At 63.9% G+C, this 14,568-nt stretch carries 14 protein-coding genes; 9 read left to right on the top strand and 5 right to left on the bottom strand.

Annotated elements, in window-relative coordinates; translation table 11 throughout:
* The first annotated feature begins 5 nt into the window (after positions 1 to 5).
* Complete coding sequence (locus tag KTQ42_RS19250; protein ID WP_217347234.1) at positions 6 to 1,175, top strand: DUF1295 domain-containing protein; 1,170 nt, start codon at positions 6 to 8, stop codon at positions 1,173 to 1,175.
* Between the two features lie 33 nt (positions 1,176 to 1,208).
* Here the strand turns inward: KTQ42_RS19250 and KTQ42_RS19245 are convergent, their stop codons facing one another.
* The 4 genes from KTQ42_RS19245 to KTQ42_RS19230 form a co-directional block, all read right to left on the bottom strand.
* The gene (locus KTQ42_RS19245; RefSeq protein ID WP_217347233.1) at positions 1,209 to 1,631 is read right to left on the bottom strand and encodes a hypothetical protein; all 423 of its coding nucleotides are present in this window, start codon (positions 1,629 to 1,631) and stop codon (positions 1,209 to 1,211) included.
* An 83-nt stretch (positions 1,632 to 1,714) separates the two neighbouring features.
* Positions 1,715 to 2,557 (bottom strand): S-formylglutathione hydrolase, encoded by an 843-nt coding sequence (fghA, locus tag KTQ42_RS19240; protein ID WP_249222999.1) that lies wholly within the window; start codon positions 2,555 to 2,557, stop codon positions 1,715 to 1,717.
* A 128-nt stretch (positions 2,558 to 2,685) separates the two neighbouring features.
* Positions 2,686 to 3,264 (bottom strand): S-(hydroxymethyl)glutathione synthase, encoded by a 579-nt coding sequence (gene gfa / locus KTQ42_RS19235; protein WP_217347232.1) that lies wholly within the window; start codon positions 3,262 to 3,264, stop codon positions 2,686 to 2,688.
* Between the two features lie 112 nt (positions 3,265 to 3,376).
* Positions 3,377 to 4,486, bottom strand: coding sequence for an S-(hydroxymethyl)glutathione dehydrogenase/class III alcohol dehydrogenase (locus tag KTQ42_RS19230; RefSeq protein ID WP_217347231.1), 1,110 nt, complete (start codon positions 4,484 to 4,486; stop codon positions 3,377 to 3,379).
* 348 nt (positions 4,487 to 4,834) lie between these two features.
* Between KTQ42_RS19230 and KTQ42_RS19225 the strand changes: the two genes are divergently transcribed.
* Complete coding sequence (locus KTQ42_RS19225; RefSeq protein WP_217347230.1) at positions 4,835 to 6,817, top strand: sigma-54-dependent Fis family transcriptional regulator; 1,983 nt, start codon at positions 4,835 to 4,837, stop codon at positions 6,815 to 6,817.
* A gap of 301 nt (positions 6,818 to 7,118) precedes the next feature.
* Here KTQ42_RS19225 and KTQ42_RS19220 read toward each other — a convergent pair whose 3' ends face one another.
* Complete coding sequence (locus KTQ42_RS19220) at positions 7,119 to 8,030, bottom strand: LysR family transcriptional regulator (protein WP_217347229.1); 912 nt, start codon at positions 8,028 to 8,030, stop codon at positions 7,119 to 7,121.
* A 174-nt stretch (positions 8,031 to 8,204) separates the two neighbouring features.
* Between KTQ42_RS19220 and KTQ42_RS19215 the strand changes: the two genes are divergently transcribed.
* Genes KTQ42_RS19215 through KTQ42_RS19185 form a run of 7 tightly spaced genes read left to right on the top strand, consistent with a single transcriptional unit; the run spans position 8,205 to position 14,562 of the window.
* Entirely contained in the window at positions 8,205 to 9,668 is a 1,464-nt protein-coding gene (locus KTQ42_RS19215) for a form I ribulose bisphosphate carboxylase large subunit (protein WP_217347228.1), read from the top strand.
* A gap of 44 nt (positions 9,669 to 9,712) precedes the next feature.
* Positions 9,713 to 10,135: a ribulose bisphosphate carboxylase small subunit gene (locus tag KTQ42_RS19210; protein ID WP_217347227.1), complete on the top strand. Its 423-nt coding sequence runs from the start codon at positions 9,713 to 9,715 to the stop codon at positions 10,133 to 10,135.
* A gap of 14 nt (positions 10,136 to 10,149) precedes the next feature.
* Entirely contained in the window at positions 10,150 to 11,115 is a 966-nt protein-coding gene (cbbX, locus tag KTQ42_RS19205) for a CbbX protein (RefSeq protein ID WP_217347226.1), read from the top strand.
* On the top strand, positions 11,103 to 11,861 hold the full coding sequence (locus tag KTQ42_RS19200) for an HAD-IA family hydrolase (protein ID WP_217347642.1): 759 nt from the start codon (positions 11,103 to 11,105) through the stop codon (positions 11,859 to 11,861). Before cbbX ends, KTQ42_RS19200 begins: the two co-directional genes overlap by 13 nt.
* Position 11,862: 1 nt before the next feature.
* Positions 11,863 to 12,555 carry a ribulose-phosphate 3-epimerase gene (gene rpe / locus KTQ42_RS19195; protein WP_249222998.1) on the top strand — a complete coding sequence of 231 codons (693 nt, stop codon included), beginning with the start codon at positions 11,863 to 11,865 and terminating at the stop codon, positions 12,553 to 12,555.
* A gap of 31 nt (positions 12,556 to 12,586) precedes the next feature.
* A complete protein-coding gene (locus KTQ42_RS19190; protein ID WP_217347224.1) occupies positions 12,587 to 13,660 on the top strand; it encodes a class 1 fructose-bisphosphatase in 1,074 nt (357 codons plus the stop codon).
* 17 nt (positions 13,661 to 13,677) lie between these two features.
* Positions 13,678 to 14,562, top strand: coding sequence for a phosphoribulokinase (locus KTQ42_RS19185; protein WP_217347223.1), 885 nt, complete (start codon positions 13,678 to 13,680; stop codon positions 14,560 to 14,562).
* The last annotated feature ends 6 nt before the right edge of the window (positions 14,563 to 14,568 follow it).

Here is a 14,568-nt window from a genome sequence, read left to right as displayed (position 1 = left end):
CGGCAATGGACACGCGGCCTGAACTGCTGACTGCCGCGCCGGCGCAACAGTCCGGCCCGCAGCTGCCAGCGCATGAGTTGGCATCGGAGACCAGGCGCATCCTTGGCAGCTATGCGGCCAGCGTCGCGGTCATTTTGGCCGGCCTTATCTTCTACACATCCCTCAGTCCCTATTACCTCTGGCTGTACCGCCTGAGCTGGCGGCCCATGCTGGGCGGCCATGTATCGCCGGTGACCATCGATCTGAAGCTGGCGCTGTGGTCCTGCGCCGCGGTGTATGCCGTCGCGCTGCTGCCCTATTACGCATGGCGACCGGGGCGCTGGAGCAATGCGGCCACCATGACGATCTGCTTGCACCGGCGCTGGAAGGCCCGGGGCGATGGCAACCCGACTACTTGCGCCTCGGAGGCCGAACGGCAGGCCATGCTGTGCCTGCTGCTGAAGTGGATCTTCATGCCCTTCTGCATCCACGGCCTGCTTGCCTATCTGGCCTACAGCAATGACCAGCTGCTCGACCTCGTGGGCCTGTTCCGCCAAGGCAGCGACCATGAATGGTTCGCGCTGTACAACAGCCACCTGCATTACTTCATCCTGAACCTGATCTTCCTGGTGGACTTCTTTCCCTTCGTGGTGGGCTATCTGGTGCAGGCGCGCTGCCTCGGCAATGAAGTGGTCAGCGTCGATCCCAGCCTGCGCGGCTGGGTGGCTTGCCTGGTCTGCTACCCGCCCTTCAATGTCGCCATGGTGGCCCTGCTGCCGTGGCAGGTGGTGGAACTGGCGCCGGCCTATCCGGCGTTCTCGCAGGCCACGCATCTGGCGCTTAATGGCCTGCTGCTGGCGCTGTTCGCCTGCTATGCATCCGCCAGCGTGTCGCTGGGCTTCAAGAGCTGCAACCTAATGCATCGCGGCGTGGTGCGCAGCGGGTTTTACCGGCGCATCAGGCATCCGGCCTATCTGTTCAAGAACCTGGCCTGGTGGACCGGCGCGCTGCCACTGCTGGCCAGCCTTCTGCACACCTCGCCCAGACAGTTCTTCTGGACGCTGTTCTGCATGGCCGGCTGGAGCGCCCTCTATCTGCTGCGCGCCTTCTGCGAGGAACGGCACCTGTCCAGGCATGCGGACTACCGCCTCTACATGGCGCAGGTGCCTTACCGCTTCATCCCCGGCGTCTGCTGAGGCGCCGCGGCAAGCCGTACCCCCTGCGGGGGTCTATTTGCTGCTGCCGGCGCCGGTGCCCGGAACACCGGTTTCCGGCGACCCGGATACGCCCGGTCCACCCGAGGTGCCGGTCTTGGGCGCATTGCCCGAAGTGCCGGACGATGTGGCGCCGCTGCTACCAGTGCTACCCGTGCCGCTGGCGCCAGTGCTGCCGGGCATGGCGCCCAAGCCCGGTGCGCCGGAGGTGGCGGTACCGACCGAGCCGGAACCGGAGGTGGAAGGCCGGTCGGCGCCATTGGTCACCGAGCGGTCGGCATTGCTGGTCGCATTGGCCTTGGACTTGGATTCCTTGCCCGACTCCGAGGAAGTCGATGCGCTGCCGCCCGTGCTGTTCTGGGCCTGCACGCTGGCGCTGATTCCAAAAGCCGCAGCGCATGCAAGCGCCAGGCCGATACGCGATAAGGTTGGCTTCATGATGCGCTCCTGATAAAAGATGAAAATTCGATACGGGTTGAGGGCCGAAGTTCCTGCTGTCAAAGCAGGGCGTGTCGCGCCGGTCAAGCCAGTTGCCCGGCATGGTGCCGCAGATGGTCCTCGATGAAAGTGCTGATGAAGTAATAGCTGTGGTCATAACCCGGCTGCATGCGCAGATGCAACGGCACGTCGGCCTCCTCGCAGGCGGTGCTGAGCAGCTCGGGCTTGAGCTGTGAAGCCAGGAACTGGTCGCTGCTGCCCTGGTCCACCAGGATGGGGCCGCCCTTCCAGCCCCGGCTCTGCACCAGCGCGGTGGCATCGTAGTCGGACCATGCGGCGCGATCAGCACCGAGGTAGCCGGTCAGGGCCTTTTCGCCCCAGGGGCAGCGCATCGGCGAGGAGATCGGCGCGAAGGCGGAAATCGAGCGGAAGCGCTCCGGATGCTTGATTCCGATGGTTAGCGCGCCATGGCCGCCCATGGAATGGCCGGCAATGCCGGCGCGCGACAGGTCAAGCGGAAAGTGTACGCCCACCATGTCGGGCAGTTCCTGCGCGACATAGGAATACATGCGGTAGTTGGCCGACCATGGCGCCTCGGTGGCGTCGACATAGAAGCCCGCGCCCAAGCCAAAGTCATAGCTGGCATCGTCACCCGGAAAGCGCACGCCGCGCGGGCTGGTGTCGGGCGCCACGATGGCCATGCCCAGCTCCGCCGCCACCCGCTGCGCGCCTGCCTTCACCGTGAAGTTCTCTTCGGTGCAGGTCAGCCCGGAAAGCCAGAACAGCACCGGCACCCTCGCCTGGCGCGCCTGCGGCGGCAGGTAGATCGCCACGCGCATGGGGCACTTGGTCACGGCCGAGTCATGGCTGAACACGGTTTGCATGCCTTCGAAGCTTTTGTTTTCCGAAATCGTCTTGATGCTCATAAAGGGTCTCTGTTTCTCGCGCTGGTTGATGCAACTTGGTGGTAACCGGGCTGATTGAATCTGGTTGTGGACGAGGAATACTGAAATCCAAAAGGGCCGGGCCGCCGCGGCAGCCCGGCCGGCATGGCTCAGGCCGCGAGCTTACCCGAAGCCTTGGCGATATGCGTGGCGATCGCATCCATCAATGGCGGCGACAGCGCGTCATACGGCTCCAGGCCCAGTTCCTTCAACCGGGCCCTGACCGCGCCCATGTTGGCCGGATCGGCGCCGGACTCGATAATGGACGACACGAAGGCGGCGAACTCGGGCGCTGCCCAGCCCTTGTCCGGCGACAGCTCGGTATGCACGAAGTCCAGGCCATAGAACGGATGCGCCTTGTTCTCGATGCGACCGAACATGTGCACGCCGCATTCCTTGCAGGCATAGCGCTGGATGGTGGCGCTGGGGTCGACCACCTGCAGCTTCTCTTCGTGGGCCACTACCTTGACCTGGTCGCGCGACACCACCGCTACCTGCGAGAACAGCACGCCTTCCGGTTTCCAGCACTTGGTACAGCCGCAGACATGGTTGTGCGCGGTCTGGCTGCCGATCTCGACCTCCACCTTGTCCTGCGCGCAATGGCACACCAGCCTGCCGCCGGAAAACGAGGGCGATGTCGGCTGAATGCCGTTGTCGACCGCTGGATGGATTTTCACTTCACTGCTCATATTGGTCTCCTCATTGTTGATGAACCGGCGCCGGCGCCGGGCCGCGGCACAGCCCTGCCAGCCTTTCAGGAGCTCCGGCCGCGCGCGTCCGGATTGCCGCTCGCAAGCCGTATCAGAAAGTGACTACCGAGCGGATCGACTTGCCTTCATGCATCAGGTCGAAGGCATCGTTGATTTTCTCCAGCGGCATCACATGGGTAATCAGGTCGTCGATATTGATCTTGCCCTCCATGTACCAGTCAACGATCTTGGGCACATCGGTGCGACCGCGCGCGCCGCCGAAGGCCGAACCCTGCCAGACCCGGCCGGTGACGAGCTGGAACGGCCTGGTGGCAATTTCCTGGCCAGCGCCGGCCACGCCGATGATGGTGCTCTTGCCCCAGCCCTTGTGGCAGCATTCCAGCGCCTGGCGCATCAGGTTCACATTGCCGATGCATTCGAAGGTGTAGTCGGCGCCGCCCCGGGTCAGGTCCACCAGGTAGGGCACGATATCGCCCTGCACTTCCTTGGGATTGACGAAGTGGGTCATGCCGAACTTGCGCGCCAGTTCTTCCCGCGCCGGGTTGATGTCGACCCCGATGATCATGTTGGCGCCGACCATCTTCGCGCCCTGGATCACGTTCAGGCCGATGCCGCCCAGGCCGAACACCACCACCGTCGAGCCTGGCTCCACCTTGGCGGTATAGATCACCGCGCCGATGCCGGTTGTCACGCCGCAGCCGATGTAGCACACCTTCTCGAAGGGCGCATCCTCGCGGATCTTGGCCAGCGCGATTTCCGGCACCACCGTGTAATTGGCAAAGGTGGAAGTGCCCATGTAATGGAACACTTCCTTGCCGCCCAGCTTGAAGCGGCTGGTGCCATCCGGCATCACGCCGCGGCCCTGGGTGCTGCGAATGGCCTGGCACAGGTTGGTCTTCTGCGACAGGCAGTATTCGCATTGCCGGCATTCCGGCGTGTAGAGCGGAATCACATGGTCGCCCGGCTTCAGGCTCTTGACGCCTTCGCCAACCTCGACCACGATGCCGGCGCCTTCATGGCCGAGGATGGCCGGGAAGATGCCTTCGGGATCATCGCCCGACAGTGTGAACAGATCGGTATGGCAGATGCCGGTGGCCTTGATCTCCACCAGCACTTCGCCTGCGCGCGGTCCGTCCAGCTGCACTGTTTCGATCGTCAGCGGTGCACCCGCCTTGTGGGCTACTGCGGCTCGTACATCCATGTAAAACTCCTCGATGATTGATTTGAAAAAAAACAGCCAGCCGGAAACGGACTTAAACTGGGCATAAACTCGACTGCAAGGCTGGGCCGACATGACTGCGATTGAGCTGAATCCGGGACATCTGCCGCCTTCGTGTCTTGTTTATTGAACAGTTCAAAAAAGCAAATTAGGTGTTTACACAAAGACGCCAGTTCATCTAAGCTCAGCACAGCCTTACAGCCTGTATCAAACGCCGTTGTAGGGGCCTTGATCGGCACCATCAGCAAAAACCGAGCCATAGAGCGCGGACAAGGTCAGGGGGGCGAAAAAAAACAGGGCGTCCACAAGGACAGCTCATGGAGACAAGACATGTTGACGCAAGAGCATCATCGCAGCCGCATTCAAGCGGCCGTTGAACGCGTTTCGAGCGCGCCCGTCGCAGTGCCCAACCACATTACCGATTCCTGGATGCGCTGCATGCGGGATTACCAGCTCGATCCCACCATCGTGGCTGAACCCTACATCGTGGAAAAGGTCGAGCTGCAGGAACGACAGCATCGGCTGTCCCATGTGCTCAGCGCCGCCAAGGCGGAGATGACCAACCTGTTCCAGCAGATCGCCGGCTCGGGCTACGCCATCATGCTGACCGACGCCGACGGCGTGCTGATGAACTACTTCGGCGATCTCGGCTTCACTCATGCCGCCTCCAAGACCGGCATGATGCCCGGCGCGGTCTGGTCGGAACGTTACCAGGGCACCAACGGCATGGGCACCGCGCTGCTGGAGAAACGGCCGACCATGGTGCAGCAGTATGATCACTTCCTGTTTCGCAACACCGGCCTGACCTGCGCCGCCGCGCCCATCTTCGATACCACCGGCGAGGTGCTGGCGGTGCTGGACGCCTCGGGCGAGACCCACCTGGCGCCCAAGCATGTGCTGGACCTGGTCAACATGTCGGTGCACACCATCGAGAACCGGATCTTCCTGAAGTCCTTCGAAGGCCGGCGCTTCATGCACTTCCACAGCCGGCCTGAATTCGTTGGCACCGTCTACGCCGGCATCCTGGCGCTGGACGAGGAAGACCATATCGTGGCCGCCACCCGGCATGCGCTGCTGCAACTGGGCGTGAAGTCTTGCGAGCTGCTGCACCATCCGCTGGAAGAGTTCTTCAATGTCTCGTTCGACTCGCTCAGCCGCGAGACCAGCAAGCTTGCCAAGCCGGTCGCGCCGGTATTCGACGCCCGCTTCGGCCGGCGTTTCTATGCCTATGGCGTAGCGACGGCAAAGAATTGCGTCACGTCCTGCGCCAGGCTGGCCTCCAGCGGCTGCGACCTTGATACACAGGTCTGCCGCACGCCGCTTGAGCGCCTGCGCTATGGCCCCGAAGGGTCAATGGCCCGCAATATCGACGCCGCCAGCCGCGTGCTGGAACGCGATGTGCCGATCCTGCTATATGGCGAGACCGGCACCGGCAAGGAAATGTTCGCCAAGGCGCTGCACCAGTCCAGCCAGCGCGCCAGCCAGCCCTTCGTCGCGATCAACTGCGCATCGATACCCGAGTCGCTGATCGAGAGCGAGCTGTTCGGCTACAAGTCGGGCGCCTTCACTGGCGCCAGCAAGGAAGGCCAGCGCGGCAAGATCTTCCAGGCCAACGGCGGCACCCTGTTCCTGGACGAGATCGGCGACATGCCATTCGCCTTGCAGGCGCGCCTGCTACGGGTGCTGGAAGAACGCGAGGTCGCGCCGCTGGGCAGCGAGACGCCGGTGCGCATCGACATCCGGCTCATCAGCGCCACCCATTGCGACCTGCTTGAAAAGATAGAGCGCCGGGAATTCCGGGAAGACCTGTACTACCGGCTGCAGGGCCTGACCCTGACCATGCCGCCACTAAGGGAGCGCGGCGACCGGCGCCAGCTGATCGAGCATCTGCTGCGCAGCGAGCAGACCGATTGCGGCGAGCTGTCAATGACGGCGGACCTGCTGGACGCCCTGGACCAGTATCGCTGGCCCGGCAATGTGCGTCAGCTGCGCAACGTGCTACGCACCATGGTGGCACTGCGCCGTGCCGACCTGCTGACCCTGGCCGACCTGCCGCAGGAGATCCTGCGCGCCCGCCAGGCGGTGCCGGCACCGTTGCAGGAAGCCATGCAGCAGCAGGAGTGCCAGCTCAATCCGCTGAAGTCGGCCGAACGCGAGGCCTTGCTGCAGGTGTTGAAGCGCGCGCGCTGGAACATCAGTACCGTGGCGAGGGAGCTGGGCGTGGGCCGCAATACGCTTTACCGCAAGCTGGAGCGGCTTAACATCGATCTGTCGGATGGGAAGAAGCCGTGCGGCGAGTTGGATAGCAGGTAGGGTGGGGCGATCGTTGCTGGCACTGGCAGTCGCCCGTAACTTTGCAGTTGATGTTGCGGCTGCTTTTGAACTTCCCGCTGCGGGCGTTGCAGCAGGCGCTACAAGCGTTGCAGGCGTCGGCGGAATGGCGCGATTGACGGGCAGTGACACCTGACCGCAACTACGGATACGCCCGCATTATTTTGCATCATCCCTGATGGCGGCCTGGTGCAATGCCCCTTCGAGGTATTGCACCCTACAAAAGCAGGGAAAGCTTTGCTTTGCAGGTTTGCGAATTCGATGAACATCCGCGCGCCCGATGTCATGCCCAGGCCCTGACCAGCGGCGCCGCCTCCTCTACCAGGAAATTCTTCAGCGCCTCGGCTGCCGGCGACAAGCGTCGCGCGCCCAAGTGGGTCACATACCATTGTCTTATCACCGGCAGACCTGCAATGTCGACAAGGACCAGGTGGCCCGAGGCCAGCTCATGGCGCACCGTGCGCAACGACAGGAAGGCCATGCCCATGCCGGCCATCACTGCCTGCTTGATCGTTTCATTGCTGGGCATTTCCATCAGCACGCGTGGCGTCACGCCATGTTCGGCAAACACCGCTTCCATTGTGCTGCGGGTGCCCGAGCCCTGCTCCCGTACCACGAAGTCCTGGCCATTCAGCACTGACATTGCAGCACTTCGCCGCCGCGACAGCGGATGGTCGGGCGCGCAGACCACCGCCATCGGATTGGTGGCGAACTCGGTGGAGCAGCAGTCCAGCCCCTGCGGTGCCCGCCCCATGATCACCAGGTCGATTTCATTGCGAGCCAGCAGCTTCATCATGCTTTCCCGGTTATGGATCTGCAGCGTGATGGCGATGTCGGGAAACTGCTTGCGAAAGCGCATCAGCAGCATGGGCATGAAGTACTTGGTGGTGCTGACCACGGCAAGGTCGACCTTGCCGTGCTTCAGGCCGCGCTGGGCGGCCACCAGATCATCCAGTTCCTTCAGGCGCGCGAGGGCGGCCGCCGCGCAGCGCTCCACCTCGCGACCGGCATCGGTCAGCTGCACCCGGCGGCCGATGACTTCCAGCAGCGGCAGGCCCAGGCTTTCCTCGAGCTGGCGCAGCTGCATCGAGACCGCCGGCTGCGTCACATGAAGACGCTCCGCGGCACGCGAGACCGATTCGCTGCGTGCGACTTCCATGAAGGTGTCGAGTTGTCTCAGGGTATAGCGGCGCATGATGTATCAGCTTTTCCTGATGCTTTGACGATCATTGTTGATTAGACCTTATCGAATACCCCTTGTACATTGGCTTCAACGGGCCTGCGTATGAATCGGCGCAACGGTTGTGCTGCCGCAAGCCCCGGCCCCGAAACATTCACAAAAGGCGCAAGCCGCGTACAGGAGATGGCAATGGGTGCAAACGAACTGCAGCAAATTACGGACCAGAAGAAGCGCTACTCGGCGGGCGTGCTGAAATATGCCCAGATGGGTTACTGGGACAGCGACTACCAGCCCAAGCAAACCGATGTGCTGGCGCTGTTTCGCATCACGCCACAGGATGGCGTTGACCCGATTGAGGCCGCGGCAGCGGTGGCCGGTGAATCCTCCACCGCCACCTGGACCGTGGTCTGGACCGACCGGCTGACCGCCTGCGACATGTACCGCGCCAAGGCCTACCGCGTCGATCCCGTGCCGAACAACCCCGGCCAGTTCTTCTGCTATGTCGCCTACGACTTGTCGCTGTTCGAGGAAGGCTCTATCACCAACGTAGCCGCCTCCATCATCGGCAACGTGTTCAGCTTCAAGCCGCTGAAGGCGGCGCGGCTCGAAGACATGCAGTTCCCGGTGGCTTATATCAAGACCTTCGCCGGCCCGCCGACCGGCATCGTGGTCGAGCGCGAGCGATTGGACAAGTTCGGCCGGCCGCTGCTGGGCGCCACCACCAAGCCCAAGCTCGGCCTGTCTGCCCGCAACTACGGCCGGGTGGTGTATGAAGGCCTGAAGGGCGGCCTGGACTTCATGAAGGATGACGAGAACATCAATTCGCAGCCTTTCATGCACTGGCGCGACCGCTTCCTGTGCGTGATGGACGGCGTCAACAAGGCATCGGCGGCCACCGGCGAGATCAAGGGCAGCTATCTCAACATCACCGCCGGCACCATGGAAGAAATGTACCGGCGCGCCGAATTCGCCAAGGAACTAGGCTCGGTGATCGTGATGATCGACCTGGTGGTGGGCTATACCGCGATCCAGTCGATGTCGCACTGGTGCCGCCAGAACGACATGATCCTGCACCTGCACCGCGCCGGCCACGGCACCTACACCCGCCAGAAGAACCATGGCGTGTCGTTCCGGGTGATCGCCAAATGGATGCGCCTGGTCGGGGTCGACCATATCCATGCCGGCACCGCGGTGGGCAAGCTGGAAGGCGACCCAATGACGGTGCAGGGCTATTACAACGTCTGCCGCGATGCGAAAACCACGGTCGACCTGCCGCGCGGCATCTACTTCGACCAGGACTGGGCCGCGCTGCGCAAGGTAATGCCAGTGGCCTCGGGTGGCATCCATGCCGGCCAGATGCACCAACTCGTGGACCTGTTCGGCGACGACGTGGTGCTGCAGTTCGGCGGTGGCACCATCGGCCATCCGCAGGGCATACAGGCGGGCGCCACCGCCAACCGGGTGGCGCTGGAAGCAATGGTGCTGGCGCGCAATGAAGGCCGCGACATTCGCAACGAGGGGCCGGACATCCTGCGCGAGGCCGCCAGGTGGTGCAGCCCGCTGAAGGCGGCGCTCGATACCTGGGGCGACATCACCTTCAACTACACGCCGACCGACAGCTCGGACTTCGTGCCCACCGCATCGGTCGCCTGATTGGCGCACCGGATAACGCCAGGAACCTACCGAAAGAGGACATTATGCGCATCACCCAAGGCACCTTCTCCTTCCTGCCCGATCTTTCCGACGAGCAGATCATCAAGCAGCTCGACTATTGCCTGTCACGGGGCTGGGCGGTCGGCATCGAATACACCGACGACCCGCATCCGCGCAACGTCTACTGGGAAATGTTCGGCAACCCGATGTTCGACTTGCACGACGCGGCCGGCATCATGCTGGAATTGAACAGCTGCCGCAAGACCTACCCGTCCCACTACGTCCGCGTCACCGCCTTCGACTCCACCCATACGGTGGAGAGCGTGGTGCTGTCCTTCATCGTGCAGCGGCCGCGGCAGGAGCCCGGCTTCCGGCTGGTGCGGCAGGAAGTCAATGGCCGCTCGATGCGCTACAGCATTGAGAGCTATGCAACCCAGTCGCAGCCGGAAGGCGCGCGTTACCAATAGGCGAGGGAGGCATCATGACCGTGATCGACACGCCCGTGGAAGAGCACAAGCCAGCACCGGCGGATGCCGCCGGCGCTGGCTCGCTGAAGTCCGCACTCGCTGCTTCCGGCATCGCCGACCTGCTGGCCCAGCTGGAACGCGAGCTGGTGGGGCTGGCGCCGGTGAAGTCGCGCATCCGCGACGTCGCCGCCCTGCTGCTGGTGGACCGGCTGCGCCAGGACCGCGGCCTGTCGGCTTCCCCGCCCAGCCTGCACATGTGCTTCAGCGGCAATCCCGGCACCGGGAAGACCACGGTGGCCATGCGCATGGCGCAGATCCTGCACCGGCTGGGCTATGTGCGGCGCGGCCATCTGGTGGCCGTGACGCGCGACGACCTGGTGGGCCAGTACATCGGCCACACCGCGCCCAAGACCCGCGAGGTGCTGAAGAAGGCCATGGGCGGCGTGCTGTTCATCGACGAGGCCTATTACCTGTACCGCCCGGAAAACGAGCGCGACTATGGCCAGGAAGCGATCGAGATCCTGCTGCAGGTCATGGAGAACCAGCGCGACGACCTGGTGGTCATCCTGGCCGGCTACAAGGACAGGATGGACCGCTTCTTCGAATCTAACCCCGGCATGTCCTCGCGCATTGCCCACCACATCGACTTCCCGGACTACGGCGCCGGCGAGCTGGAGCGCATCGCGGAGCTAATGCTGAAGGACATGCAATACCGCTTCGATGACCAGGCCAAGGATGTGTTCCGCCAGTACCTGGAACGGCGCATGACGCTGCCGCATTTCGCCAATGCGCGCAGCGTGCGCAATGCGCTGGACCGCGCCAGGCTGCGCCATGCATCGCGCCTGCTGGCCGCCGGCGGCGACGTCGACGACGATGCGCTGGTCACCATCACCACGCCCGACCTGCTTGCCAGCCGGGTGTTTTCGAACAACCCCGAGCCGCGCCACGGCGCCCTGGAGCCATCATGCTGCAAGCCCTGATCTTCGACGTGGACGGCACCCTGGCCGACACCGAAAGCGCGCACCGCGCCGCCTTCAATGCCGCATTCGCCGAGGCCGGCCTGGACTGGCACTGGTCGGAAGCGCTGTACACCCGGCTGCTCGACGTGGCCGGCGGCAAGGAGCGCATCGCGCACTACTGGCGCACGGTGGACCCGCTGCATGCGGCCCGCCGCGGCGAGATGGTCGAACGCATTCATGCCCTCAAGACCCGCCTCTATGAAGAACAGGTCAGCGGCGGCCGGCTACCGCTGCGGCCCGGCGTGGAGCGGCTGATTACCGAGGCGGCACAGGCCGGCCTGCCGATGGCGATTGCCACTACTACCACGCCGGCCAATGTAGACGCGCTGCTGCGCGAGCCGCTGGGCCACAACTGGCGCCGCCTGTTCGCCGCGGTCTGCGACGCCGGCACCACGCAGCGCAAGAAGCCCGCGCCGGACGTGTATCTTGCCGCGCTGCGCGCACTGGGCATGCCGGGCTATGCCTGCATCGCCTTCGAGGATTCCGCCAACGGCCTGGCTGCCGCCAGCGCGGCCGGCATTCCGGCCATCGTCACACCCACGGCCTACACCGCGCTGCATTCCTTCAGCGACGCCATGCTGTTGCTGCCGCATCTGGGCGACCCCGAACATCCGCTGCCGCAGCGCATTCCCGGCGCGGAGCATCGCTGGGTCGACCTCCCGGCGCTAGCACGCTGGCATGAAGGCACCCTGTTCGAGGCTTGCTGACATGGGCGCCCGGATCCGGATTGCGCCTTCCATCCTGTCGGCCGACTTTGCGCGGCTAGGCGAGGAAGTGCGGGCCATCGAGAGCGCCGGCGCCGAACTGGTACATGTCGATGTGATGGACAACCACTATGTGCCCAACCTGACGATAGGCCCGCTGGTATGCCAGGCCATCAGACCGCATGTGGCGATACCGCTCGACGTGCACCTGATGGTGGAGCCGGTGGATGCGCTGATTCCGCTGTTCGCCGCCGCCGGCGCCGACATCATCACCTTCCATCCGGAAGCCAGCCGGCATGTGGACCGCACGCTGGGCATGATTCGTGAATGCGGCTGCCGCGCCGGGCTGGCATTCAATCCGGCAACACCGCTGTTCTGGCTGGACCACCTGATGGACCGGCTGGACCTGGTGCTGATCATGAGCGTCAATCCCGGCTTCGGCGGCCAGTCCTTCCTGCCGGCCAGCCTGGCCAAGCTGGCCGAGGCACGCATGCGCATCGACCAGCATGCGGCCGGTGGCGGGCAACCGATCTGGCTGCAGGTCGATGGCGGCGTCAAGGCCGACAACATCGGCCGCATTGCCGCGGCCGGCGCCGATACCTTCGTTGCCGGCAGCGCGGTGTTTGGCGCCCCGGACGAGGACGGCGGTTATGGCGGCATCCTGCGCCGGCTGCGACGGCAGGCGCTCGAGCGATAAGAATTCGAGAAAAGACCAAAGGAGACAGACGATGAACCCGGACATGCGCATCACCCTGACCCAGTTCCTGATCGAGGAACGGCGCCGCTTCCCCGGCGCCAGCGGCGACTTCAACAGCCTGCTGCTCAATGTTGCGCTGTGCTGCAAGCGCATCGCCCGCAAGGTCGCTGCCGGTGCCCTGGGCGGCGTGCTTGGTGGTGCCGGCGCGGTAAATGTGCAAGGCGAGTCCCAGCAGAAGCTGGACCTGATCAGCAACACCCTGTTCATCGAAGGCAATAACTGGGGCGGCTATCTGGCCGGCATGGCCTCGGAGGAAATGGATGCGCCCTACCAGATACCCGACTGCTATCCCAGGGGCCGCTACCTGCTGCTGTTCGACCCACTAGACGGCTCGTCCAACATCGACGTGAATGTATCGGTCGGGAGCATATTTTCGGTGCTGCGTGCGCCGGAAACGGAACAGCCCGTGACAGAGCAGGACTTCCTGCAGTCCGGCACCCGGCAGGTCGCGGCCGGCTATGCGATCTACGGCCCGACCACGATGCTGGTGCTGACCGTGGGCAATGGCGTGAACGGCTTCACCCTCTGCCCGCAGCTTGGCGAATTCATGCTGACCCATCCGCGCCTGAGCGTGCCGGCCGACACCAGCGAATTCGCGATCAACGCATCCAACAGCCGCTTCTGGGAAGAGCCGGTGAAGCGTTATGTGAATGAATGCATGGCCGGCCGCACCGGCAGCCGCGGCCGCGACTTCAACATGCGCTGGATCGCTTCTATGGTGGCCGAGGCGCACCGCATCCTGATGCGCGGCGGCGTCTTCCTCTATCCGCGCGACAGCAAGGACAGCCGCATGCCCGGCCGCCTGCGGCTGCTGTATGAAGCCAATCCGATCGGCTTCGTGATGGAGCAGGCTGGCGGCCGCGCCAGCACCGGCCGCCAGCCGGTGATGGATGTGGCGCCGTCCTCGCTCCACCAGCGCATCGGCCTGATCTTCGGCTCGCGCCACGAGGTGGAACTGATCGAGCGCTATCACAACGCGCCGCCGCCGATGGACCTGCCCGAGCCGCTGTTCTGCGAGCGCAGCCTGTTCCGCACCCCCGCCTGAGACGACCTGGAGGCACCATGTCAGAACGCTATCCCATCATCGCCATCACCGGCTCCTCCGGCGCCGGCACTACCTCGGTGACGCGCACCTTCGAGAACATCTTCCGGCGCGAGAACCTCAGCGCCACCATCATCGAGGGCGACAGCTTCCACCGCTACAACCGCCAGGAAATGAAGGAAAGACAGATCGAGGCGGAAAAGAGCGGCGACCGCAACTTCAGTCATTTCGGACCGGATACCAACCTGTTCGCCGAACTCGAGGGCCTGTTTCGCAGCTACGGCGAAAGCGGCACCGGCCGCCGCCGCAAATACTTGCACGATGCCGAGGAGGCCGCGCCCTATGACCAGAAGCCCGGCACCTTCACGCCCTGGGAAGACATCGAGCGCGGCACCGACCTGCTGTTCTACGAAGGCCTGCACGGCGCGGTGGTGCATGGCGACATCGACATCGCCAAGCATCCGGACCTGCTGATCGGCGTGGTGCCGGTGATCAACCTGGAATGGATACAGAAGCTGTGGCGCGACAAGTCCAAGCGCGGCTACTCGACCGAAGCCGTAACCGACACCATCCTGCGGCGCATGCCCGACTATGTGAACTACATCTGCCCGCAATTCGCCCATACCCATGTGAACTTCCAGCGGGTGCCGTGCGTGGACACCTCCAATCCCTTCATTGCGCGCGACATACCGGCGCCGGACGAAAGCTTCGTGGTGATCCGCTTCGCCAATCCCAAGGGCATCGACTTCCAGTACCTGCTCAACATGGTGAAGGACTCCTTCATGTCGCGGGCCAACACCATCGTGGTGCCGGGCGGGAAGATGGAACTGGCGATGCAGCTGATCTTCACGCCCTTTATCTGGCGGATGATGGACCGCAAGAAGCGCGCAATGAGCCAACTCTAGGAGACC

The organism is Noviherbaspirillum sp. L7-7A (assembly GCF_019052805.1).
GTDB lineage: Bacteria > Pseudomonadota > Gammaproteobacteria > Burkholderiales > Burkholderiaceae_D > Noviherbaspirillum_A.
Note: the sequence above shows the minus strand (reverse complement) of the source record. Positions and strands in the feature narration are given on the sequence as shown.